The sequence below is a fragment of the Fructilactobacillus sp. X2R5C3 genome (assembly GCF_059901325.1).
In genome coordinates, this window is sequence record NZ_JBWXUY010000003.1 from 79728 (window position 1) to 105283 (window position 25556).

The following is a 25556-nucleotide window of genomic DNA, read 5'->3' on the forward strand; positions in this document are numbered from 1 at the left end:
AATCTGTGTGAGTCTTTTTTTCTTACCGGAAATGTGTTTGGTATTAAACCATTTACCATATTTCTGAAATGTTTGCTTTAATGTTAAAAGAATATTTAGTCATAATAAAAAGCTCCAAATCAGTTAGTTTTTACCTAACCATTTTGGAGCCTATTAATGTCTAAAAATTACAGAGCACTTCATAAATTAATAAAATGTTTTTTAATGACAAATTATTAGTCAACGTTTTCACGTCGAACCACACAGGTACCTTCAGGAACTTCGAAATCTTTTTGAATCAAAGTTAATTTTCCGGTATCGGCGTCTCGTGAGTAAAGAGTAGCATTGTCACTGTTTTGGTTAGCAACGATAAACATTGATTCATCGGCACTAAAGTTAAAGTCGCGAGGGAATTCACCTTCACTTGAAATCAATTGAATTCGTTTTAAATCACCATTTGGTTTAATCTTAAAGACCGCAATTGAATCGTTACCACGGTTTGAGACATAGACAAAGCGGTTGTCCTTTGAAACTTTGATTCCAGCAGCACCGTTGTGACTTTCCCAATCGTCAGGAATGGTTGAAACAATTTGTTGAATCGTGAATAATCCAGCCTCTTCGTTGTAGTCAATCACAGCAACTTTACTGCTTAGTTCACCAACAAGGTAACCCTTGCCAGTTCCTGGAACAAAAGTAATGTTTCGTGGTCCAAAGCCAGGGTGAGCGTTGACTTCGCTGACTAAGTTTAATTTACCTTGATCAGAAACATCATAGAGGTAGACGCGGTCAAGACCAAGGTCACACACTACCAGTCGATTATCAGGAGTTAGATTGGCATAATGAGGGTGTGGTCCGTCGGCCTGCTCAGGAAGTGGCCCAGGAATTCCATTATCTTGGGCACGATCGGTAAGCTTTAAAGTGCCATCTTCTTGGATTTTGTAAACGCTGGCGTGTCCCATGTGGTAGTTGGCGGTAAAGACAAATTGGCGTCTTTCGTCAATGGAAACAAAGGCGGCTGAAGTACCTTTTTCGATGCATTCCTGCATTTCTTTAGCTGGGATGGTTTTACCATCGAAAGTTGCTACTCCACCACGGAGTTCTGGTTCGTCCATATTACGATCAACGGCGTAGATCTTGTGGGCTTTTGACTCGGCAAGATATGTAGGACTCCCAATCTCGGCTACTAATTGAGTATTTTGTAATCTTTTTTTGTCGGTATCTAACTCGATTTGGTAGATCCCCTGGCTAGCATTAATGGTGTAAGTTCCAATTAAATATTTTTCAATCATGATCTCAATTCCCTCCTAATATATACAGTTTCATTTTGCCACAAAAGTGATCCTTTTGCAGTCGAAATGTATTTTTATTTATTCAAGTTTCAAATTTTATGGATGGCAAAAGTAGTAATCGTGACGGAAATGAAATTAGTTTAGTAAATCCTATTGACGTGTCACGTGAGCGGTGTAAACTATTGGAAATTTCACCTATCAATTACTCGTGAAATTATCAACAGGCTTGGAGGGATGAAAATGGGAAGCAAGGCAAAATTTGTTAACTCACCAAACGAACTTTTTGCTGGTTCGTTTGGCATCGAGATCGAGGAGGAACGGGTTGATCTGAATCGTGACAGTCTCTCTCGCTACGCTCACAGACGTAAACTAGGTGATCGACGAGGGAAAACCCACTTTCAGACTGACTTTGCCGAGTGTATGGAAGAATTGGTTACGGATAAACACACGACCACCAAAGGAGTGCTCCTACAAATGCGATCACTTCAGTCTATTCTTCATGGAACACTAGAACCAAGTGAGATTATTTGGCCGATGTCGATGCCACCCAAACTTGATGAAGATGATGTTAATTTTGTAAGAAAGACGTTTAAGCGTTTTTGGATGGATGATTATCGCAAATGGCTCGTGAGACGCTACGGAATTTTTCGTCAAATCATGTGTGGCATTCATTTTAACTATTCACCCAGTGCTCAAATTATTGAGATTTTTCAACGAAATTATTCTATTGATAGTCAGAAAGGGGCACAGTCAGAGCTGTTGTTTCAAATTGCTCAACAATTGGTAGGATATCGTTGGCTTTTAACGTACCTTTTTGGGGCCAGCCCGCTATCAGAAAATCCAGAAGATCACTTATTCGGTGCTGAAAAAAAGATTGTCCCAGTCCGTTCTTTACGTTCCAGTCAATACGGATACGAAAACTTGGATAATATCCATGTTTCTTACGCTAGTTTGAGTCAATACGTAAACAATTTGCAGCATGAGGTTAATTCCCACAAATTATTTTCCGAGAGCGAGTTTTATGGTCCGGTGCGTTTAAAGGCTAAAGATGGGATTAATTCTGTTAAGGAAGAGGGATTCGACTATCTTGAACTTCGGACCCTTGATCTTGATCCATTTGACTTTTTAGAAATTAATTTAAAAACTTTAAATTTCATCCATCTTATAATAGTTGACGGGATCGTTAATCCTCAGAAATGGACTGACGAAAGTTTAAATGAAGCAAAAGATCAAAATAATCGGGTCGCTTTACAACATCCAACTGCTCCGTTACCACCATCTTTACAGAGTAAGACTTATCGGGTCTTGGATCAGCTTGATGAATTAATTGAACATGCTCCTAATGATTTAAAACCAGAGCTAGTTCAAGCTAATGAGGCCGCTAGAAATAAGGTTGATAATCCAAACTTGACACCATCCGCAAAACTAATGAAATATGCTGAGAATCGCTCATTAATGAATTTTGGAATTCAGCGCGGTGGGCAACTAAAAAAAGAGTATGAAAATCAGAGCCTTGAGGATGCTTTTCCTGGGGTTCAACCAGATACAGTTAATCAATACATTGAGAAACAAAAGGGAGTTTAATGAGTATTCGTTAACTCTCTTTTTTGAATCATCCCGAGACTATATAAATGACACACCCGGTATGTTATACTTATAAGAGTTTGGAGGTATCAAAATGGCAGATAACGAACAATTTGTGATTATCACGGGCATGAGTGGAGCAGGTAAGACACTGGCCATGCAAACATGTGAAGATTTAGGATACTTTTGCGTTGATAATATCCCACCTTCTTTAATTCCGAAGTTCATGGAATTGGTTCACACTTCTAGTGAAATTAAGAAGGTTGCTTTAGTAATTGATTTAAGGGCTCCAGCCTCATACCACGAAATTGTTGATACCTTGGTTAATATGTCTAACGACAAAGACACTGAGGATCAGGTGATTTTTCTCGATGCCTCTGACGAAAAATTAGTGTCTCGATATAAAGAAAGCCGGAGAACCCATCCCTTAGCACGAAAAGGGCGGGTAGTTGATGGAATTGAAAAAGAACGAAAATTAATGAAAAGGGTCAAAGATTCTGCTGATCTTGTTATTAATACAAGTGATTTGACCCCACAGGAATTACGTGAGGAAATCATTCATAAGTTTAAGCTCTCTCATTCAGAGCCATTTAACGTTGAACTAATGTCATTTGGATTTAAATATGGGCTTCCAATCGATGCTGACATTATTTTGGATGTGCGTTTTTTAAAGAATCCATTTTATGAAGTCAAACTAAGAAGTAAGACTGGGAAAGATCAAGATGTTTATGACTACGTTATGAACCAAGATGAAGCTAATGAATTTTATGAAAAAGTCTTTGACCTCGTTAAATTTACGTTACCTAAATTTAAGAAAGAAGGAAAATCGACTGTCACCATGGCAATCGGTTGTACTGGCGGCCAACATCGTTCAGTTGCAATGGTGGAACGATTGGCTAAGGATATCAAAGATCAACTTGGATATCCAGTTAATGTCACCCACAGAGACATTAACCGTCACAAAGGGGTTAAATAAATGATCGATAAAGTAGGTAAAAGAATCGGACGTCCTAAAATGGTTGTAATTGGCGGAGGAACCGGTTTACCTGTAATTTTAAAAAGTTTAAAAAAGCGTGATGTTGATATTACCGCCGTTGTTACGGTGGCTGATGATGGAGGATCATCAGGGATCCTTAGAAACTACATTAATGTTTTGCCACCGGGAGATATTCGCAATGTTATAGTGGCACTTTCGACGTTGCCTCAGATTGATTTGGATATCTTTCAGTATCGCTTTGAATCTTCCGACAAGTTTCTTGCTGGGCATGCCATTGGCAATTTAGTAATTGCGGCGCTTTCTGAAATGAGTGGCGGTTTTTTTGATGCCATCCAAAAGTTGACCGACATTATGAAGGTCGACGGGCATGTGTATCCGGTGTGTGATGAAAGTTTAGAACTACACGCTGAGTTTTCCGACGGGACGACCATGTCTGGAGAATCTGAAATTACCAATTCTGACAAAATGATTAAAAAAGTGTGGGTTGAATCTACTGATGGCAATAAGAAGCCAGAGGCAGTTCCAAGTGTGATCAATGCGATCATGAACGCTGACCAAATTGTTTTGGGACCGGGAAGCTTGTTTACCAGTATCTTACCCAACCTGATGGTTGATAATGTTGGCAAAGCGGTTACTGAGACCGATGCGGAAGTTGTTTATATTTGTAATATCATGACTCAGAAGGGTGAAACCGATAATTTCACTGACGCTGATCATGTCCAGGTTTTAAATCGTCATTTGAAAACTAATTTTATCGATACCGTTTTGGTTAACAATAAAAAAGTCCCAGCGAGTTATATTGATCATCAACGCTGGGGTGATGAAGCTCAACCAGTGAAATCTGATTTTAAGGGTTTAAAGAAACAAGGTTGTCGGGTAATCTCTTCTGATTTTCTTGAATTAAGAGACCACGGAGCTTTTCATAATGGACTATTAGTGTCCGACGAACTTATTCGTTTATTAGGACAACCTAAAATTCGCCATTAGGGGATGATTAGATGTCATATGCTAGTGACGTCAAAAAAGAATTAACTAACCTAGAAGTCCATCGAGCTAACGCAAAAGCAGAACTGATGGCATTGATTCGAATGAATGGAACACTTAAAATATCCGAAAAACACCTGGTGTTAGATGTTCAGTCCGAAAATCCAGCAATTGCTAGACGACTGTATCAACTTTTACTTCAGTTTTATCACGTTGAAGGAGAAGTTCTGGTTCGAAAAAAGATGAAACTAAAAAAGAACAATCTATACGTGGTGCGTTTGAATCATCATGTAAGAGCAATCTTGGATGATTTGGGCATTTTGGATGGAAACAAGATTATTGAACGGGTGCCATTAGAGTTACTTAAAGATGATGGGCAGGTTCGTTCTTACTTACGTGGTGCATTCCTAGCGGGGGGATCTGTTAATAATCCAGAAACATCTCGGTATCACCTTGAAATTTATTCAACGTATGAGAATCATAACGAAATGATTGCGGAGATGATGAATCGTTATCATTTGGGCGCTAAAACGACTACGAGACGAAGCGGGTGTATTGCGTACCTGAAAGAAGCTGAAAAGATTGCGGATTTTCTGCAATTAATTGGGGCTACTAATTCTATGTTAAAATTTGAGGACATTCGAATTGTTAGAGACATGCGGAATTCCGTTAACCGACTTGTAAACTGTGAAAATGCCAATATGAATAAGGTAGCCAACGCATCAACTAAGCAAATTGAAAACATTCAGTTTATAAAGGAAACCGTGGGGCTTAAAAAGTTGCCACCAAAGCTTCGAGACGTTGCTGAGGTTCGCATGAAGCATCAAGAAGTGAGTTTAAAGGAGTTAGGTGATTTGGTTCCAGGAGGACCGATTTCTAAGTCCGGCGTGAATCATCGGTTACGCAAGATTAATGAGTTTGCAACTCAATTACGTTCCGATAATGCCTAATGAAACGAACAAAAAAGCAGCAATTAGAATAATTCTAATTGCTGCTTTTGTTATAAACAGAAACTAATTATTTTTTGTCAGAACTGTTTTTCATGATACCATCAATCAAACCGTAATCGACTGCTTCGTCAGCGGTAAGATAATTGTCTCGTTCAGTATCACGGTTAACTCTTTCAAGGGGTTGACCGGAATTTTCGGCAAGTAATTCATTAATCATCTTACGAGCACGCAAAATTTCTTTTGCGGCGATTTCAATTTCAGTTTGTTGACCTTGAGCACCACCAGATGGTTGGTGAATCATGATTTGAGCATGTGGCAATGCAAAGCGCTTCCCTTTGGCGCCAGATGAAGCCAAGACACTGGCCATTGATGCTGCCATCCCCATTACGATGGTTTGAACATCGGCGTGGATGAAGTTCATCGTATCGTAGATTGCCATTCCAGAAGTGATAACACCACCTGGTGAGTTGATGTACAAGTAGATATCTTTGTCAGAGTCTTGAGCATCCAAGAACAATAGTTGAGCAATAATTGCGTTAGCCATATCATCCTGGATTTCACCGGATAACATAATGATTCGGTCTTTTAGAAGACGTGAGTAAATGTCATATGCACGTTCACCTTGTGGTGAGTTTTCGATGACAGTTGGAACTAAATTCATATCCATACTCCTCCTTTGATAATTTTAAATTATATCAAGTTATAAAAGTCATTCTACATTAAAGGTCAATAAAGGTCAAAGACTTTGCTTGATGATAATTATGCGATTGATTCACGTGAGTATTTGTGTAAATCAACTTCTTTATTGTAGTTCATCTTGGTGTCTTCTGGGAAGTAAACACCATACCAAAGAATGAAAGTGTAGATGGTAAATATCTTTTGCATGCTGGATTTACCTTCCATGTGTTCTTTCAGGATGCGGTCTAATTCATCCACATTAAAGAACTTTTGGGCAATATCGGAATGAAATGCTGTTTCGATTTTATCATGGTATTTGGGTTCTTTGATCCATTGTGCGATTGGGGATGGGAAACCTAGCTTTTCTTTGTCGGCAACGACCTTTGGTACTTGCGAGGAAGCCGCCTTTCGAAAGGCCACCTTAGTGATTGGATTGCCGTCTTTATCAAATGAAATTCGAGTTTTAGTTGGCATCGTTTTGGCGAATTCTGCTACGTCTTTGTCAACTAGTGGAGTTCGAACTTCAAGACTGTTAGCCATGCTCATCCGGTCAGCCTTTTGCAGGATATCGAAAGGTAACCAGGTGTTAATGTCAAAGTACTGTTCCTGCGTTACTTCATCCTTACCGGCTACTTCATCAAAAATGTGTTTGGTGTATTGACCAGTATCAAAGTTAAGTGATTTATCTTTTAAGACGCGCTCACGATCGTGCTCGTCAAACACGTAGTTAACCCGATAGTATCGTTCATACAACGGTTGAGCACCACGAATTAAGAAACGACGACCGTGAAAACGTGGGAGTGATGAGGCGATTTTACCGAGAGCGGTTCTAACAAACTTTGGTACCATCTTTTGGTACTTCTCAAAGGTAAAAGCTTCAAGGTACGTATTGTATCCGCCAAAGAATTCATCAGCACCTTCACCGGATAATGAAACAATTAGGTCTTTTCTAGCACTATGTGACAGGTAGTAAAGTTGTGGAGCAGAAGGATTAGACAGTGGTTCGTCCATGTAGTACATCATAGTAGGAAGGAAATCGAAGTAATCCTCACCATCAATTGTGGTGGCCGTGTTCTTTTGTCCAATTTCTTTTGCAAACTTAGTTGACCATTTTAATTCACTGTATTTAGAACCGTTAAACCCAAGTGAAAATGATTGCATGGGTTTAATCTTAGCGGCTTCATTTAGCACATAGCTGGAATCGACACCACTTGATAGAAAACTACCCAAAGGAACGTCAGACGCCATGTGCGCCTTAACACTGTCATCAACTAATCCTTCGATCTTTTTAGCGTCCCCATCAATGGTTTGCGAATTATCAATGTGATCGTAGTTGTACTTGTAGTATGTGTCAGTGGTAGTTTTACCATCTTTATAGATGAAATACTGTCCTGGCATCACCTTATAAACGTTTTTAAACATTGTTTCTGCTGATGGGATGAATTCAAAACTTAAGTGAACTGGTAATAATTTGGTATTCAGTTCCTTTTTAAAATTAGGGTTTGCTAAGAAGGCTTTGATCTCAGATCCCCACATGAAATTCGTTCCATCATCATAGTAGTAGAGTGGTTTGATACCAAAGTGGTCTCGAGCTCCGAAGACCTGGTGTTTCTTTGAATCGTAGATTGTAAATGCAAACATTCCGCGAAGCTTTGAAAGTAATTTTTTCGGACCCCATGCTTCGTATCCACGAATTAAAACTTCTGAATCACAGTCAGTATCAAATTTTTGACCTACTGCAATTAATTCTTTTTGTAAATCTTTATAATTATAAATCTCACCATTAAAGGTTAAAACGTCGGTATCATTATCACCAAACATTGGTTGATGACCATTGGCTAAGTCAATGATTGATAAACGACGAAAACCCATTGAGATTTCATCATTTTGGAAGAAACCATCATCATCTGGTCCACGGTGTTTAATTCTTTTAGCCATGCTTTTGATAGTATCCTTCGGGATATTATTTTGGTTAATATAACCAGTAAATCCACACATAGTATCCTCTCCTTTTCAATTGCTTATTAAATTGATTATTTCTGCTAACCAAACTCCATTAACTATCTTAAGTTGTTCGCACACAAAAGGCTAGCTATGTATGGCTAGTCTCAATAAAATATTAATAAATTTGTCTATTTAACGGTTACATTATGGGTTACATTGCTTACAGGACAGTCCTGGTTAGCCGGAGCTGTCTAATTAATTTTTAGACGAACGCTTAACCGTCATCCGCTTTAACGGAAACAAGATTCCAAGAATCAAGCCAATACTTAATGTAAATGAAAACATAATTATACCAATAATGGTTCCGACTTTCATCATTAAATCATGACTAAGCATGGCATCAAGATTGATAACACAACCAATTATAAAGATTACTACCCATAATATCGGAGATAAAATCTCGACCTTTTTCATTAAAGGTTTGTCTTGTGTAATGGTTTTCCAGTTCTTCTCATAGAGAATAATGATGCAAATGTCAATCACGAAGAGGGGGATTAACCAAAGGTCACGTAAATTAAAGGGCAAAATAAATAATATTATCCCAATTACGAGTAAGACCAGCTCAAAAAAGTAAGCATACTTTGAGATATAACCATACCGTTTTATACGGATCATCTTTTGTCTAAAACTTAATTTTGGTTTGTGGCTATTTTCAGGTTTGTTACCGGTCAGGTTACTGACTGGAACTTGATAAAGGGTAGCAAGGTTGCTTATCGCATTTTGATCAGGCTTACTTCTACCATTTTCCCACGCTGAAATGGTTTTTCTTGAAACGTTAATTTTATTGGCAACTTCTGCTTGAGTTAATTGATTTTGTTTTCGATACTTTTTAAGGTTTGCGTTTAATTTCATATATAAGTTCCTACAGTTCGACTTAACCTCTATTATAACGGTAATGGTCAATTGAAAGAAATTAAAAGCAGTGAGCGAGACTCTCTCACTGCTTTATGCGCATGGACGGAATCGAACCGTCATCTCAAGAACCGGAATCTTACGTGCTATCCATTACACTACACGCGCAACACAATATTAAATATAGTAGATTAGAGGAAAAAACTCAAGATAATAATGGTTTTTAATTACAAATGGGGTTTGTTTTTGCTATACTATTTCTGGTAATGAATTTCGAATTCATTGTCACAATTTTATCGCTTGTAGCTTGTCATTTGGTGTTTTTAATCACTGACATGATTTGGCAAAAGTGTTAAGATGTGAATGTATTAAAATTTGATTATTCCAAAAGGAGGAAGCATATTATGACTACAAAAATTGGTCTTAATGGTTTCGGAAGAATTGGTCGTCTAGCATTCAGACGTATCCTTGAATTGAATTCAAGTGATATCGAAGTTGTAGCAATTAATGATTTAACTACCCCTTCAATGTTAGCTTACCTACTAAAATATGACTCAGTTCATGGTCGCTTTGACGGTGACGTTTCAGCTACTGAAGATGCAATTATCGTTAATGGTACTCGTATCCCAGTTTATGCAGAACGTGACGCAAAGAACATTCCTTGGGTTAAAAATGATGGTGTTGACTTCGTACTTGAATGTACCGGTTTCTACACATCAAAAGAAAAAGCACAAGCTCACCTTGACGCTGGTGCAAAGCGTGTCTTGATTTCAGCACCTGCTGGTCAAATGACTACTGTTGTTCCTGGTGTTAACATGGATGATTTGACTTCAGAAGACAAGATCGTTTCTGCTGGTTCATGTACCACTAGTTGTTTAGCACCTATGGCTTACTGGTTGAACAAAGACTTTGGCGTTAAGTTAGGTACTATGACTACTGTCCATGCTTACACTGCTTCACAAGCACTTCAAGATGGTCCACGTAGCGCTAAGTTACAAAACAACCGTGCCGCAGCTATTAACACTGTACCTCACTCAAGTGGTGCTGCTAAAGCTATCGGTTTGGTTATTCCAGAACTTGATGGTGTCCTTAAAGGTCACGCACAACGTGTTGCCGTAGCTGATGGTTCATTAACTGAATTAGTAGCTGTCTTAGACAAGAACGTTACTGCTGAAGAAGTTAACGATGCTATGAAGAGTCATGCAAACGATGCCTTTGGTTACGCTGATGACTACATGGTTTCAACCGACGTTATCGATGACTCACACGGATCAGTATTTGATCCAGGTCAAACTGAAATCACCCAAAGTGGTGACACTCAATTAGTTAAGACTGTTGCTTGGTACGATAACGAATGGGGCTTCACTTGCAACATGGTTCGTACCTTGTTGAAATTTGCTACTCTATAATTTTAGATTGCAACTTTGAAAAGGCGGAGGAGGGAAATCTCTTCCGTCTTTTCCTTTATAAAATATAACTAACACTGGAGGCAATCACGATGGCAAAAGTAATCGTTGATGATTTAGATGTTCAAGGTAAAAAAGTTCTGATGCGTGTTGATTTTAACGTTCCAATTAAGGACGGTAAAATTGGTGATGACAACAGAATCGTTGCTGCTCTTCCAACAATCAAGTACGTAATTGATCATGGTGGTAAAGCAATCTTATTCTCTCATTTAGGCAGAATTAAAACAGAAGATGATAAACCCGGTTTATCACTTCGCCCAGTTGCAGAAAAATTAGCTGAATTGCTTGGCAAACCAGTTACATTTGTTCCTGTTACTGAAGGTCCGCAGCTTGAAGAGGCAATTGACAACATGTCTGACGGCCAAGTCCTTTTGGTACAAAATACTCGTTATGAAGATGTTGTTAATGGTAAGAATGTTAAACGTGAATCTGGTAATGACCCTAAGTTAGGGGAATACTGGGCTTCACTTGGTGATGAATTTATTAATGATGCGTTTGGAACTGCTCATAGAGAACACGCTTCAAACGTTGGGATCGCTAAAGCAATGGAAAAAGCTGGTAAGCCAGTTGCTGCCGGATACTTGATGGAAAAAGAAATTAAGTTTTTAGGTAACGCTGTTGATAATCCAAAGCATCCATTTATCGCAATTCTTGGTGGTGCTAAAGTTTCCGACAAAATTGGTGTGATCGATCACTTGTTGGACAAGGCTGATAAGATTATTATCGGTGGTGGAATGACCTATACATTCTATGCCGCTAAGGGAATCCCAGTTGGTAATTCACTTGTTGAAAAAGATAAGATTGATGTTGCTAAAGATATCCTCAAAAAAGGTGGCGACAAGATCGTCTTACCTGTTGACTCAGTGGTAGCCGACAAGTTTTCAAATGATGCAAAGGCTGAAGTCGTTGATGGTGGAATTCCAGACGGCATGATGGGTCTTGACATTGGTCCTAAGAGTATTAAATTATTCGAAGACGTTTTAAAGGACGCCAAGACCGTTGTTTGGAACGGACCAATGGGTGTCTTTGAATTTCCTGAGTTTGCTAAGGGAACCTTGGCAATTGGTAAATTCTTGGGTACATTAACTGATGCTACTACCATCGTTGGTGGTGGAGACTCAACTGCTGCTGTTAAGGAATTGGGTGTAGCTGATAAGCTTACCCATATCTCAACTGGTGGGGGGGCTTCGCTTGAATATCTTGAAGGTAAGACTCTTCCAGGGATTGCATCAATTTCTGATAAAAAGTAATTTAAAAGTCGCCGATTTAATCGGTGACTTTTTTGTTTGTATCAATTTTCTAGCTTATTGCTTCTCTTTCGGCTAAAATGTAGGTAAAGATGAATTATGAGAGGAGAAGTATCATGCGTATTCCCTTTATTGGTGGGAACTGGAAAATGAACTTGTCTTTAGATGAAGCAGTTCAATTTGTGATTGATATCAAAGATAAAATACCAGATCCTAAAAACGTTGAAACGGCTCTTGCAGCTTCACCGTTGTTTCTTGAATCAATGCTTAAAGCCAACGGATCGAGTCCATTGCACGTAACAGCTGAAAATTGCTTTTACAAAAATGAGGGTGCTTATACTGGAGAAGTTAGTCCTAAAGCTCTCAGTCAGATGGGAATCCCGTACGTGATCGTTGGTCATTCTGAAAGACGTCGTTACTTTAACGAGACTAATGACATCATTAATAAGAAGGTTCATGCGGTTTTAAATAACAATATGAAGCCGATATTATGTTGTGATGAAACGATGGGACGACTTGAGACTGGTGATCGAATCCACTGGGTAGTTAACCAGGTTACCGCTGGTTTAAAGGGTGTTTCCGAAAAAGACGCTTTAAAGGTCGTTATTGCCTATGAACCAAGTTGGGCAATCGGGACCGGTCATAGTGCTTCAACTACCGAAGCGGAAGAGGGATGTTACCTAATTAGACAAACTTTAGCTGACATTTACTCGGATGATATTGCTAACCAGATTCGAATCTTATATGGTGGAAGTGTGGACCCAAATAACATCATCTCGCTTATGAAACAAATTGATATTGACGGGATTTTAGCCGGTAAAAGTAGTCTTGAACCAAAGGAATTTTTGGAGCTTGCGAATTACCAAGATTTGCAAAATAATTAGTTATTATGATTGCAAGTTAAAGCCTAAACTAATAGAATTAAGTTGACCTTTAAATATAGGTAACAAATTCACTAAGGAGAGATAACATGTCAATTATTTCTGATATTTATGCTCGCGAAGTATTGGATTCACGTGGAAATCCAACTGTTGAAGCTGAAGTTTACACAGAAGACGGTGCAATGGGCCGTGGAATCGTCCCATCTGGTGCCTCAACTGGTGAACACGAAGCCGTAGAACTTCGTGACGGAGACAAAAATAGATATATGGGTAAGGGTGTTACTAAAGCTGTTAGCAACGTTAATAACATTATTGCCAAACAAATCGTTGGTTTCGATGTAACTGATCAATTAGGTATTGACCAAGCTATGATCAAACTTGATGGCACTCCAAATAAGGCTAAGTTAGGTGCTAACGCAATCTTAGCCGTTTCAATTGCTGCTGCTAGAGCTGCAGCTGATGAACTTGGCGTTCCATTATATAACTACTTAGGTGGTTTCGATGCACATGTTCTTCCAACTCCAATGATGAACGTTATCAATGGTGGTAAGCATGCTAACAACAAGGTTGATTTCCAAGAATTCATGATTATGCCAATTGGTGCAAAATCATTTAGAGAAGCTGTTCGAATGGGATCAGAAACATTCCATAACTTGAAAGCAATCTTAGCAGAACGTGGATACTCAACTGCTGTTGGTGATGAAGGTGGATTTGCACCTGATTTGAAGAATAACGAAGAGCCATTTGAAATCTTAGTTGAAGCAATCAAGCGTGCTGGATACAAGCCAGGTAAGGACATTTCAATTGCCTTTGACTGTGCCGCTTCAGAATTCTACAATGCCGACACTAAGAAGTACAACTTGGTTGGTGACGGTAAATCATACAATGCTGATGAATTCATCACTTTGCTTGACAGCATCGTTGAAAAATACCCAATCATTTCAATCGAAGACCCATTAGATGAAAACGAATGGGAAGATTGGCAAATGGCTACTAAGCGTTTAGGTAAGAAAGTTCAAATCGTTGGTGATGATTTGTTCGTTACTAACACTGAGTACTTGTCAAAGGGTATCAAGATGAACGTTGCTAACTCAATCTTGATTAAACTTAACCAAATCGGTACTTTAACTGAAACTGTTAATGCCGTTAACATGGCTAAGGAAGCTAGTTACACTGCAATTATTTCTCACCGTTCTGGTGAAACTGAAGATACCACTATTTCAGACTTAGTTGTTGCTTTAAACACTGGCCAAATTAAGACTGGTTCAATGAGTCGTGGTGAAAGAATTGCTAAGTACAATCAATTGATGAGAATTGAAGATCAATTAGGATCAGTTGCTGTGTACAAGGGAATTAACTCATTCTACAACTTGAGTCCAGAAGCAAAAGAAGCAATCATCAAAAAATAATTGATTTAAAAACACCTTCGTTATGAAGGTGTTTTTTTACATAAATTTCGTGAGTTCGTAAACCTTCCTCGTATTTAATCACAGAAAGAGGAGGAGAAACATGAATATTACAAAACAATTTTCATTATTTTTAGCATTAATTGCAATTACAGTTGGATTATCACTGAAGATTTTCACTCCAAATGTGAGGGCAAGCGAATACACCATTACTGCTCATAAACATTGGGTAAATAAGGACGGAGAAAAGGATTCATCGTATGCCTTTGACATTGCCAGAGTGAACGTCAAAAATCGAGCTGATATCAAGGCGCCACTAATTCCTGGATTTCATTTAGATAAAAGTATTCCGCCAATCTATGTGGGAAGCGACGTGGTCGTTTTTAACTACAACAAAGACGAAGATTTGCCGATTCCGTCACCTCACATTCCGATTAAACCAATTCCAAGTAACGATCATCCAGATACTGGTGGAACAGTTCCATCCAATGATCATAAGCACGATCGTCCAGTTGAACCGGCTGATAATCGTAAACCAATCGTACCAGCTGAACCGACCAAAAAAACCGCTCATTCTCAAGATCTGCCAGATAAACAACCTCATGAATCAGGTAGAATCGCCCCAGATAAAAAGATAGCTGGGAATCACAGTGAGCCAATGGCAAAACGTATCAGTCAGAGTAGTAAGAAGCAGAAAGATCAGCATGAACCCACGAAGAAGGTACTTGAAAATGGGATGAATCCAGTGTTGTTACGTGGTAAAAAAAGATCTGGGCGTCGTCCTGTTCAAATGCCAAATGAAAACGGAATTAGCAAGTATAATCGACGTAATTTCACTCATCACGCTCCGTATCTAGATGCGAACCACGATCCAATGGCAACGGTTCACGTGAGAAGAAGTAAACATGGGGTAAACAGAACCCATACGAATCGCCAACCTGCTAAAAGGTTACCTCAAACCGGGGAACGCACCAGCAAACTTCTTTCACTGATTGGAATGGTAATTTTGCTGTTCAGTTCGATTTTGTATATTAGGACCAATCGAACTGAGAAATAATGATGGACTGGAAATAACTCCTAGTTTATGCTAAACTAATTAAAGTATTGATAAGCCTGTTTAGCTGATGGGTAGGAGGCATTTTTTTGAATAATCTTTTGATGATATTATTATGGATCGTTAGTATTCTCATTATTGGTGCAGTTTTAATGCAACCTTCTAAAAATAATGATGCAATGTCATCACTCTCTGGTGGTGCAAACGATTCTTCCTCTGAGTCCAAGCCGAGGGGCTTTGAGGCATTTATGCAAAAAGTGACTGTGGTACTAGGAATCTTTTTCTTTGGTATCGCATTAATTCTAATGTGGATTTCATCACATTAATAAAAAACCTCCTGTTAAACAGGGGGTTTTTGCATTTAAAGCGGATTACTAGCGTTTATTAAAGAATGAGATTTATAATTGACGTATAAGTCAATTGGATTGTAGAGGAAAATATATTGCAAGATAATAAGTTAAAAAATGAAATTGAGCAGGAGTTACAATCACATCCTGATCAAAGTTATAGTGTCGAAAAATTAGCTGATGATTTGAATTATCATGGATCATCAGCTTTCAAATTAATCGTTTCAGAGCTCGCTTCACTGGAACGAGACCGTGCCGTTGTGGTTACTGAAAATGGTGATTTTAAGGTTAATCCCAGTGAGTTGAAGCTAGAGGGGATTTTCCACTCTAATCCAAAGGGATTTGGCTTTGTTAGATATGATGATGAATTACCTGATGCCTTTATCGCACCTGATGAAACGATGCATGCGATGAACCTGGATAAGGTTGAGATTCAGATTACTAAGCCAGGTGAGAAAGATTCTGATCGGGGACCACAAGCTAAAGTGGTTAGTATTTTAGAACATCATTACACTCATGTGGTTGGTGAATTTCGTAAGACTGATGATGATCATGGTTATCTTGGTCAGGTTGTTTTAAAAGACAAAAAATTAGCAGGATTCAAGTTCTACGTGGTAGATGCTGGTCTTCATCCTACTACAGGAGAAGTGGTTACTGCTGATATTACGGAATATCCAAGTAACGAGCATCCGGATTACATGGTTGGAATTGTGAAACAAGTAATTGGAAGTGTTGATGACCCTGGAATTGATATTTTACAGGTTGTCTATGCTCATGATGTCCCTTCCCAATTCCCAGAAGATGTTCTAGAAGAAGCAGATGCTATTCCGGACCATGTTTTGCCTGAGGAAACCAAGGAACGAGAAGATATTACCGATCAGACGTTAGTTACCATTGATGGAGAATCATCCAAAGATTTGGATGATGCCGTCACGGCATGGAAATTACCAAATGGCAATTATCATTTAGGGGTTCACATCGCTGACGTTAGTCACTACGTTAAACAAGGAACACTACTTGATCGTGAGGCGTATAAACGTGGAACCTCAGTTTATTTGACCGACCGAGTTATTCCAATGTTGCCTCGCCGTCTATCAAACGGGATTTGTTCGTTAAACGAGGGACAATTACGGTTATGTTTAAGCTGTGATATGGAAATTAATCCCCAAGGGAAAGTTGTCAAAAAGCGGATTCATCCGAGTGTTATGAAGTCGAAGGCTCGAATGACATATACAGCTGTCAATAATATTCTTGAATCACATGATAAGAAAACGAGAGAAGAATATCATGATTTAGTACCAATGTTTGAAACCATGGCTGAGTTACACCGAATTTTATACAAGCAAAGAAAGCGTCGTGGGGCGATCGACTTTGATGATGATGAAGCAGAAATCATCATGAACAAAGAAGGTAAACCCGTTGATATTAAACTTAGAACGAGAGGTTTAGCCGAACGAATGATTGAATCATTCATGTTGGCTGCAAACGAAACTGTTGCTGAAACTTACTATCGGCTTAAAGTTCCGTTCATTTATCGTGTCCATGAGACGCCAGATCCAACGCGAGTTAAGGACTTCTTTGAATTCCTAACTGCCTTTGGAATTGAAGTAAAGGCTGATCCAGATCACTTAACTCCCAAGACTTTACAGAACATTTTAAGTAAAGTACACGGACTTCCTGAAGAAACAATGGTATCAGTAATGATGCTTAGAAGTTTACAACAGGCCAAATATAGTGATAAATGTGTTGGACACTTTGGATTAGGTGCCAAATACTACACCCATTTCACTTCACCAATTCGACGTTATCCTGATTTATTTGTTCATCGTTTAGTTCATTATTATGAAGATAATGGGATTAATGATGTTACCAAGCAAACCTATGCTGACCAGGTTGGAGAAGTTGCGGTTCACTGTTCAGAAACTGAACGTCGCGGTGTTGACACCGAAAGAGACGTTGATTCGATGATGAAGGCTGAGTACATGACTCAACATATTGGTGAGGAATACGATGCCGTTGTATCTTCAGTGATGAAGTTCGGAATGTTCGTTGAACTTCCAAACACCGTTGAAGGTCTTATTCATATCAGCAAGATGAATGATGATTACTATGAGTACGTTGAAAAGTACTTGGCGCTTGTTGGTAGAAATACCAGAAGAACTTATAAGATTGGACAAACGTTACGGGTTAAATGTGTTGCGGCCGACGTTGATCAGATGACCGTTGACTTTGAGATCGTTAAACCAGAAGATGCTCCATTGAGTGAACTTCTCCCAAAACAGGAACATAAAAATGATAAGCACCATCACAGTGGCAAACATTCTGATGGGAAAAATCGTCGTCAGAGTTATAAGAATCAAGATCGTAGAAAGAACGGTAAAAAAGGTCATTCGTTTAAAATCAGAACCAAACCATCTAATAGTCGCAAAAAATAGGGGATGGGAACATGGCTAGAAAAAAGCATCAACCAACTGAAAAGAACGTAATGGCAACTAACCGAAAGGCCCGACATGATTACTTTATTTCTGATACTTATGAAGCTGGCATCTCACTAACGGGAACTGAGATTAAATCAGTTAGAGAACGCCGTATTAATCTAAAGGACGGATTCGTGCAGGTGAGAAACGGACAAGCTTATTTGATGAATGTCCACATCAGTGAGTATGCGCAAGGAAACCAGTTTAATCATGATCCATTGCGTAATCGAAAGTTATTGTTGCATAAAAAAGAGATCAAAAAACTTGGTGAAGCGACTTTGACTAAGGGAATTACCATTGTTCCCTTAAAAGTTTATTTAAAACATGGCTACGCTAAGGTGCTGATTGGGGTTGCTAAGGGGAAGCGTGAATATGATAAACGTGAAACCATAAAGCAACGTGATACCCAACGGCAAATTGATCGCGTTATGAAACATTATTAATTAAAAGAGAGTGCTACTGCACTCTCTTTTTGCTTGCCTAAAAATTCACATTTTATGGTAGAATAAATTGGAGGTGTTAATAGTGAAACCGTTTATTCATAACGACTGGTGGCCGATTCTGGAGCCAGAATTTGAGAAACCATATTATCAAAAGTTAAGGCGTTTTTTGGTTGAAGAGTATAATAACAAGACGATTTATCCGGAAATGCACCATATTTTTCAGGCATTTGAATGGACCCCATTTAGTAAGGTTAAAGTCGTTATTCTGGGACAAGATCCATATCATGGTCCTAATCAAGCCAATGGTCTTAGCTTTTCGGTAATGCCAGGCGTAGCTGTTCCACCATCTTTAAAGAATATTTATAAGGAATTACAAAGTGATTTGGGAATTAAACCAGTTAATCACGGTTATCTAAAGAGTTGGGCTGAGCAAGGGGTATTGTTATTAAACTCCGTTTTGACCGTTCAAGATGGAGTGGCTTTTTCTCATCGTGGCAAAGGATGGGAAAGACTCACTGATTATGCTATTGAACAATTGTCAAAGCGTCCTGAACCGGTTGTCTTTATCTTATGGGGAAGGGCTGCTAGGGATAAGATTAAGTTGATTAATACTGACGCTAATATTGTGATTCAGTCGGCTCATCCCAGTCCCCTTTCTGCGAATCGAGGTTTTTTTGGCTCAAAACCGTTTTCAAAGACGAATGAAGCACTAAAAGCCATGGGTGAGACGCCGATTAACTGGAAATTACCGGAACACGTCACTGCCATTAATAAGGAGAGTTAATTATGGATCTTTTTGATAGTTTGAAAGCAAAGATTAACGATAAAAACATTAAGTTAGTATTCCCTGAAGGGGAAGATCCAAGAATCATTGAAGCAACTAGTCGGCTTAAGAAAGATAATTTGGTTGAACCAACGTTATTGGGTGATCCCCACAAAATCAAACAAGTTGCTAAAGAAAACGGAAATGATTTAGACGGAATTACCATTATTGATATCCAAAACGTTGACTCTGACACGTTCAACGAGATGGTTAGATCACTTGTTGCACGGCGTAGTGGCAAAACGGATGAAAAAACAGCTCAGCAATGGTTGAAAGATCCGAATTATTTTGGCACGATGATGGTATACATGGGAACCGTTGACGGAATGGTGTCCGGTGCGGCTCACCCGACTGGTGATACGGTTCGTCCTGCACTTCAGATTATTAAAACTAAACCAGGTGTGAAGTTGATTAGTGGTGCTTTTGTCATGCAAAAGGGTGACACACGTTACTTGTTTGCAGATTGTGCCATTAACATTGAACTTGATGATCAACAACTTGGTGAAGTTGCCGTTGAAAGTGCACATACCGCCCGGTTGTTTGATATCGATCCCAAAGTTGCCTTACTTAGTTTTTCAACCAAGGGTTCAGCTAAGGGACCAGAAGTCGATAAAGTTCAAAGTGCAACCAAGATTGCCCAAAAGTTAGATCCAGATACTCCAATTGATGGGGAACTCCAATTTGATGCTGCGGTTGTTCCCGCGGTTGCAAAGAGTAAGGCACCGGGTTCAAACGTTGCTGGTCAAGCAACCGTTTTTGTCTTTCCAGAGCTTCAGTCAGGAAACATTGGTTACAAGATTGCCCAACGTTTAGGTGGATTTGAAGCCATTGGTCCAATTCTTCAGGGATTGAATCAACCAGTTTCTGATTTATCGAGAGGATGCAATGCTGAAGATGTTTACAAGGTAGCCATTATCACGGCTACTCAGGCACTTTAATTTGAGGCGATTGAATTGATTAAATTTAAGGTTGATAGTCCCGATCAAACCGAAAAATTAGGCGAAGAACTCGCCCCGGATTTAAAAGCTGGAGACGTTATTTTACTCGATGGCGACCTTGGCGCGGGAAAAACCACCTTCACAAAAGGACTTGGGAAAGGTCTCGGAATTAAGCGAAACATCAAAAGTCCGACTTTTACCATCATTCGTGAGTACAAAAACGGACGACTGCCACTTTATCACATGGACGTCTATCGTCTTGAAGAGGGCGGAGCCGACGACTTGGGTTTGAGTGAATATTTCAACGGAGATGGAGTTAGCGTTGTTGAGTGGTCCAAATTTGCTGATGACGAACTTCCTGACCAGTACTTAAGGATTAAGTTCACCAGAAATGATGATTTGGGTGATAATGATCGAACGATTGAGATGACTGCTAGTGGCGATCACTTTGATTCGATTTTAAAAATGATAAATAAAAATAATTAGAGCTACTAGGAGTATTAATGAGATGGCTAATACTAGATATGATAAAGAAAGATACAGCAAATTAAAAAATGTAAAAATTCCAAAATTTCAACGAGCATTAGTGTGGAATAACACAAAAAAGAAAGAATTTATACAAACTTTAAAGAAAAAATTTCCTTTTGGATCATTATTACTAGCTCCGGATAAAGATGGTAATTATCAATTATTAGATGGGCAACAAAGACTTTCAACTATTAGAGATTATGAAAATAATAAATTATATTATTGGAAGCTTTATAATGAGAAAGAATATAATAATTCACTTGATAAAGTAAATAAAATTTATAAATTACAAACTAATAAAGATGATGACTCTAAAATAACAGAAGTAGAGTTTTACCGTTTGATAGATGGAGAAGATCAACGTGGCGTAGCAGATTGGGTAGATGATAAGTTTAAAAATTTAAAAAACACAGAGACGGAAAATAAAAAGAAAATACGTGATACAATATATGACCTTCAGGACAAAATTAAAAATTATATAGATCTGGATTCTATAGAAATTCCTATTGTGATATTTGAAAGTCAAGATAAAGCTGAATTAGCTGAGGTTTTTTCACGGTTAAATAAAGGCGGAACCCCACTGAGCAAATATGATATTTTTAGTGCTACGTGGTCTGAAACGTTAATTCCATTACCTACCGAAAATGATAATGCAGATAAAATATTAAGTAATGTAAAAAACTTTTACAAAAGAATTCAAGATAGTGGAGAATTTGATCTTGATGATTTTTCTGAAGATGAAATTTCAGAAACACGGGAAGTCAATTTAGCTGAATTAGGTAGAGCAATTGGGGAATTAATAATTCAAAATATGCCATCATTAGTTTCTAAGGAAAAAAAGGATGTTAACGATGAAATTGGATTTGGAATTTTAGGTATTGCAACTGGCACTGAAAATAAAAAATTAGCTAATTTGGGCAATGCAGAAAAAGTAGCTAAGATAAAAAGCAATATTGGAATTATTTTAGAAAAGTGTGTAAAGATATCTAAAAATTTAAATATAGTATTTGATCAATTACTTAAACAAAAAGTGTCAATTAGTACAAAAAAAAGTGGTTCTAGTAAAACTCCATATTCCAGAGGACTTTATTCTACTTTTAAAATTTTGTCTTATTTTGCTTCACTTTGGGATAGTGACGATAAGCTTCAAAGAAAACAACTGGAAAATATTCCACAATATTATGTATATGATTATTTAAACAAATCTTGGAGTGCACATGGTGATCAGAGATTATTTGATTATTATTCTGGTAATTCAAAAGATTATACACAAAAAATATCAAAGAAGAAGTTTAAACAGTCATTTATTAATTGGCTAGATGAAAATCCATCTATGAGAAAAACTTTTTCTAAAGAAGTTAAAGCCTTTATTACTATTCATGCAAATCTTACTCATTATGAAGGTGACTTAACTAGCGAAAATGATGAGTTCGAACATATAATTCCTAAAAAGAAGTTGACTGATAAAGATGAGAAAGTAGCTTATTTAAAGGTTAGTTCTTTAGGGAATGGAATGATGCTACCTAAAAGTTTAAATGGATCTAAGCAAGCTATGAATATATATGAATATGAAGATGATAATACTAATGTACACTATACTGATGATTTTATGAAAAAATCACACTATCCTTCTAGAGAGCAATTTTCGAAGATATACAAATGGTTAGATGAAATGAAGTTTGAATCAATAAATAATTTTATTGATGAAAGATCAAAAAAATTAGTTGAGGATATTACAGATAAGCTTTTTGAAAATGAAATAAAGTTAAGAAAATGATAGATTTTAAAGTCAGGAGATTTAACCCTTGGCAAATGATGAGATTACGATTCGGGCAGCCACTTCAAATGACGCCAAAGCTCTGATTGATTTGATGAGGAAATTAAGTCAAGAATCCAGTAACTTCACAACCGATGTTCAGATTAGTCAATTAACTGCTGAGACTGAAGCACAGGCCATCGATGCCATGAATGCAACTGGGACCAACATTATCCTAGTATCGGCTACTAAAACGAAACTGATTGGTGTTTTGAGTATTAGTCAAGTTGCCGCTACTGCTGGTGAACTGGGAGTTGCCGTTCTAGCTGATTATCAAGACATGGGACTTGGAACTTACTTGATTCAAGAAGCCATCGATTGGGTTGGTACTTTTAGTCATCTTGATGAACTTCGTCTATCGGTTCTAAAGACTAATCAGGGTGCGTTTCGACTGTATAAAAAATTAAGGTTTGTGGTTACTGGTCAAGACGACCATGTAATTGAAATGAAAATGAACGTAAAAAAAGACTGAGAAAAAATTCTCAGCCTCTTTATATTAACTTGACGAACGGTTTAACGGCGTTTTTACCAAACTGCTGGTATTCATAAATTAAGATGTTAGCACACGCTAAGCTGTCATCTAGCGCATTATGATGGTGTTTTAATTCGATCCCTAAGTTCTCGCTAACCGTGTTTAACTTATGGTTAACAAATCCAGGGTAAAACTTTTTGGAAGTTTTAACGGTATCAAGAGTCTGATAGTGTGGTTTTGATAAACCATATCTTTCAAGACTCTTTTTTAATACACTATTATCAAAATTATTGTTGTGGGCAATCACCAGCTTATTTCTATCAAAGAGGGGGCTAATTTGATCCCACACCTCTGGAAATGTTGGTGAGTCAATTACATCTTTTTCATGAATACCATGAACATTGATATTGCGCCAGTTAAACTCACATTCGGGGTTAATTAATGAGTAAAACTCATCAACGACTTCGTTATTTCTTACTACCGTTAATGCGACCGAACAAGCACTGGCTCGTTGACCCGCAGCAGTTTCAAAGTCAATTGCCGCAAAATTCATTTAACGATTCTCCTCTAATCAATCTTAAGTCCATCAGTAATTAATTGGATCGGAGCATGATCTGAGCCGGTTACCTCACCAAGAATGTTTGACTCGGCAACGTCATCTTGAATTGAGTTAGAAACCAAGAAATAATCCATTCTCCAACCACGATTTTGGGCTCGTTCGTCGTAACGGTAACTCCACCAAGTATAGGCACCACTTTGGTAAGGGTGAAGTGCTCTAAAGGTATCTACAAATCCAGAAGCTAATAATCGACCAAAATCGTCACGTTCCTGTTGGGTGTATCCAGCCTTGTGGTGATCTTCTTCTGGGTCATCAATGTCAATTGGTTGATAAGCAACGCTCATATCGCCGCCAATCACGACCGGCTTTCTTTCAGCAAGTTTACTTACAAAGGTAATAAATTTTTGGTCCCAATCAAGACGGTAGTCGAGTCTTTGCAGCTCTTCGCCTGAATTGGGTACGTAGGTATTAATTAAATAAAAGTCAGGATATTCGAGTGTCAAACAACGGCCCTCGGTGTCAGTGTCGCTTCCATCAACACCATAAAACACGTTATCAGCTTTATGCTTTGTGAAAGTAGTTACGCCTGAGTAGCCGGGGCGTGCCGCTGAGTCCCAGTACTGGTAATAGTCACCTGGTACTTCTAAAGCAATATCATTTTCGTGAACTCGAGTTTCTTGAACATTAAAAAAGTCAGCATCAGTTTCATTAAAAAATTCGTAAAAATTCTTTTTAACTGCTGAACGTAAACCATTTACGTTCCATGAGATAAAATTCATTGTATCCCCTCCTTTAATGCCAGTATAGCACGATCAGAAGTGTTTAAATAATGATAACGTGCTAGAATGTAATATGGATAATTAGAAAGGAAAATGACGAATGACTGAAGATTTAACAAAAAAATTCAAGGATATTAAAATTTTAAAAGATGAACCACTTTCCAAGTACTCTTGGACTAAAACTGGTGGGAAAGCTGATTTTCTTGCATTTCCTTCATCATTTAAAGAAACCGAAGAATTATTAAATTATACAAATGAAATTAAAATGCCGCTCACTGTGCTGGGAAATGCCAGTAATCTAATCGTACGAGACGGTGGAATTCGTGGGTTAACCATGATTTTGACCCAAATGAATAACATTAGAACTGAAGACCATCGGGTAATTGCCGAGGCTGGGGCTGCTTACATTGATGCAACTAAGGCTGCTCAAAAAGTCGGTTTGACTGGATTAGAATTTGCTGCTGGGATTCCTGGCAGTGTCGGTGGCGGAGTGTTTATGAATGCCGGTGCTTATGGGGGAGAGACCCAATATGCACTTGAATCAGCCACGGTTTTGACGCGTAAGGGTGAGATTATTGTTTTAAACAACGGCCAGTTAGACTTTGGTTATCGTCATAGTAGTATTCAAGACTATGGGGACGTTGTTTTGGAAGCGACCTTTAAACTTGAACCCGGGAATAAACGTGAGATTCAAAACGAGATGGATCATTTGAACTACCTGAGAAGATCAAAGCAACCCTTAGAATGGCCTTCATGTGGGAGTGTTTTCAAGCGTCCTAAAGGATACTTTGCCGGAAAGTTGATCCACGATGCTGGACTACAGGGATATCGCTCTGGCGGAGCTGAAGTGTCCAAAAAACACGCCGGATTTATCATTAACGTTGGGGGTGCCACCGCTACTGATTATTTGAATGTGATTAAGCACGTTCAGGAAACTGTGTATAAAGATAATGGGGTTCACCTTGAGACTGAGGTTCGAATTATTGGTGAGCCAAAATAGGAG

General features: G+C 38.4%; 24 protein-coding genes and 1 tRNA gene. 18 read left to right on the forward strand and 7 right to left on the reverse strand.

The genetic code is table 11. The annotated features are described in order from the left end of the window. Positions 1–215: 215 nt before the first annotated feature. A complete protein-coding gene (locus AC6UDE_RS05240; protein ID WP_500694287.1) occupies positions 216–1268 on the reverse strand; it encodes a lactonase family protein in 1053 nt (350 codons plus the stop codon). A gap of 240 nt (positions 1269–1508) precedes the next feature. On the opposite strand from AC6UDE_RS05240, the gene AC6UDE_RS05245 reads away from it, so the two are divergent. The 4 genes from AC6UDE_RS05245 (at position 1509) to whiA (ending at position 5783) form a co-directional block, all read left to right on the forward strand. Then, entirely contained in the window at positions 1509–2852 is a 1344-nt protein-coding gene (locus AC6UDE_RS05245; RefSeq protein ID WP_500694288.1) for a glutamate--cysteine ligase, read from the forward strand. A 94-nt stretch (positions 2853–2946) separates the two neighbouring features. Further along, positions 2947–3828, forward strand: coding sequence for an RNase adapter RapZ (gene rapZ / locus AC6UDE_RS05250; RefSeq protein WP_500696825.1), 882 nt, complete (start codon positions 2947–2949; stop codon positions 3826–3828). Continuing rightward, complete coding sequence (gene mgfK / locus AC6UDE_RS05255; protein ID WP_500694290.1) at positions 3829–4836, forward strand: gluconeogenesis morphogenetic factor MgfK; 1008 nt, start codon at positions 3829–3831, stop codon at positions 4834–4836. A gap of 11 nt (positions 4837–4847) precedes the next feature. Beyond that, complete coding sequence (gene whiA, locus AC6UDE_RS05260) at positions 4848–5783, forward strand: DNA-binding protein WhiA (RefSeq protein WP_500696826.1); 936 nt, start codon at positions 4848–4850, stop codon at positions 5781–5783. 67 nt (positions 5784–5850) lie between these two features. On the opposite strand, the gene clpP is transcribed toward whiA, so the two are convergent. From clpP to AC6UDE_RS05280, 4 genes are all read right to left on the reverse strand, one after another. Beyond that, positions 5851–6444, reverse strand: a complete 594-nt coding sequence (gene clpP / locus AC6UDE_RS05265) for an ATP-dependent Clp endopeptidase proteolytic subunit ClpP (protein WP_500694292.1) — start codon at positions 6442–6444, stop codon at positions 5851–5853. A gap of 98 nt (positions 6445–6542) precedes the next feature. Next, positions 6543–8459: an asparagine synthase (glutamine-hydrolyzing) gene (gene asnB, locus AC6UDE_RS05270; RefSeq protein ID WP_500696827.1), complete on the reverse strand. Its 1917-nt coding sequence runs from the start codon at positions 8457–8459 to the stop codon at positions 6543–6545. Positions 8460–8660: 201 nt separating this feature from the next. Then, positions 8661–9317, reverse strand: a complete 657-nt coding sequence (locus AC6UDE_RS05275; protein ID WP_500696828.1) for a helix-turn-helix domain-containing protein — start codon at positions 9315–9317, stop codon at positions 8661–8663. 96 nt (positions 9318–9413) lie between these two features. Then, a tRNA-Arg gene (locus tag AC6UDE_RS05280) sits at positions 9414–9485 on the reverse strand. A 236-nt stretch (positions 9486–9721) separates the two neighbouring features. Here AC6UDE_RS05280 and gap point away from each other — a divergent pair. The 13 genes from gap (at position 9722) to AC6UDE_RS05345 (ending at position 23215) form a co-directional block, all read left to right on the forward strand. Continuing rightward, positions 9722–10726, forward strand: a complete 1005-nt coding sequence (gene gap / locus AC6UDE_RS05285; protein ID WP_500696018.1) for a type I glyceraldehyde-3-phosphate dehydrogenase — start codon at positions 9722–9724, stop codon at positions 10724–10726. 89 nt (positions 10727–10815) lie between these two features. Beyond that, positions 10816–12033 (forward strand): phosphoglycerate kinase, encoded by a 1218-nt coding sequence (locus tag AC6UDE_RS05290; protein ID WP_500696829.1) that lies wholly within the window; start codon positions 10816–10818, stop codon positions 12031–12033. Positions 12034–12146: 113 nt separating this feature from the next. Continuing rightward, complete coding sequence (gene tpiA / locus AC6UDE_RS05295; RefSeq protein ID WP_500694419.1) at positions 12147–12914, forward strand: triose-phosphate isomerase; 768 nt, start codon at positions 12147–12149, stop codon at positions 12912–12914. Between the two features lie 86 nt (positions 12915–13000). Further along, positions 13001–14320 carry a phosphopyruvate hydratase gene (eno, locus tag AC6UDE_RS05300; RefSeq protein ID WP_500694297.1) on the forward strand — a complete coding sequence of 440 codons (1320 nt, stop codon included), beginning with the start codon at positions 13001–13003 and terminating at the stop codon, positions 14318–14320. Between the two features lie 100 nt (positions 14321–14420). Next, on the forward strand, positions 14421–15374 hold the full coding sequence (locus AC6UDE_RS05305; protein WP_500696830.1) for an LPXTG cell wall anchor domain-containing protein: 954 nt from the start codon (positions 14421–14423) through the stop codon (positions 15372–15374). An 86-nt stretch (positions 15375–15460) separates the two neighbouring features. Further along, positions 15461–15697, forward strand: a complete 237-nt coding sequence (gene secG / locus AC6UDE_RS05310; RefSeq protein ID WP_500694299.1) for a preprotein translocase subunit SecG — start codon at positions 15461–15463, stop codon at positions 15695–15697. A 116-nt stretch (positions 15698–15813) separates the two neighbouring features. Further along, positions 15814–18153, forward strand: coding sequence for a ribonuclease R (rnr, locus tag AC6UDE_RS05315; protein WP_500696831.1), 2340 nt, complete (start codon positions 15814–15816; stop codon positions 18151–18153). An 11-nt stretch (positions 18154–18164) separates the two neighbouring features. Then, positions 18165–18638: an SsrA-binding protein SmpB gene (gene smpB / locus AC6UDE_RS05320; protein ID WP_500696832.1), complete on the forward strand. Its 474-nt coding sequence runs from the start codon at positions 18165–18167 to the stop codon at positions 18636–18638. Positions 18639–18720: 82 nt separating this feature from the next. After that, positions 18721–19422 (forward strand): uracil-DNA glycosylase, encoded by a 702-nt coding sequence (locus tag AC6UDE_RS05325; protein ID WP_500696833.1) that lies wholly within the window; start codon positions 18721–18723, stop codon positions 19420–19422. 2 nt (positions 19423–19424) lie between these two features. Beyond that, positions 19425–20399 carry a phosphate acetyltransferase gene (gene pta / locus AC6UDE_RS05330; protein ID WP_500696834.1) on the forward strand — a complete coding sequence of 325 codons (975 nt, stop codon included), beginning with the start codon at positions 19425–19427 and terminating at the stop codon, positions 20397–20399. Positions 20400–20414: 15 nt separating this feature from the next. After that, positions 20415–20885, forward strand: coding sequence for a tRNA (adenosine(37)-N6)-threonylcarbamoyltransferase complex ATPase subunit type 1 TsaE (gene tsaE, locus AC6UDE_RS05335; RefSeq protein WP_500696835.1), 471 nt, complete (start codon positions 20415–20417; stop codon positions 20883–20885). Positions 20886–20907: 22 nt separating this feature from the next. After that, the gene (locus tag AC6UDE_RS05340) at positions 20908–22704 is read left to right on the forward strand and encodes a DUF262 domain-containing protein (RefSeq protein WP_500696836.1); all 1797 of its coding nucleotides are present in this window, start codon (positions 20908–20910) and stop codon (positions 22702–22704) included. A 28-nt stretch (positions 22705–22732) separates the two neighbouring features. Continuing rightward, complete coding sequence (locus tag AC6UDE_RS05345; RefSeq protein WP_500696837.1) at positions 22733–23215, forward strand: GNAT family N-acetyltransferase; 483 nt, start codon at positions 22733–22735, stop codon at positions 23213–23215. Between the two features lie 19 nt (positions 23216–23234). Here the strand turns inward: AC6UDE_RS05345 and AC6UDE_RS05350 are convergent, their stop codons facing one another. After that, complete coding sequence (locus AC6UDE_RS05350) at positions 23235–23768, reverse strand: 3'-5' exonuclease (protein ID WP_500694306.1); 534 nt, start codon at positions 23766–23768, stop codon at positions 23235–23237. A 14-nt stretch (positions 23769–23782) separates the two neighbouring features. Then, a complete protein-coding gene (locus AC6UDE_RS05355; RefSeq protein WP_500696838.1) occupies positions 23783–24553 on the reverse strand; it encodes an exodeoxyribonuclease III in 771 nt (256 codons plus the stop codon). 100 nt (positions 24554–24653) lie between these two features. On the opposite strand from AC6UDE_RS05355, the gene murB reads away from it, so the two are divergent. Next, complete coding sequence (gene murB / locus AC6UDE_RS05360) at positions 24654–25553, forward strand: UDP-N-acetylmuramate dehydrogenase (protein WP_500696839.1); 900 nt, start codon at positions 24654–24656, stop codon at positions 25551–25553. Positions 25554–25556: the final 3 nt, after the last annotated feature.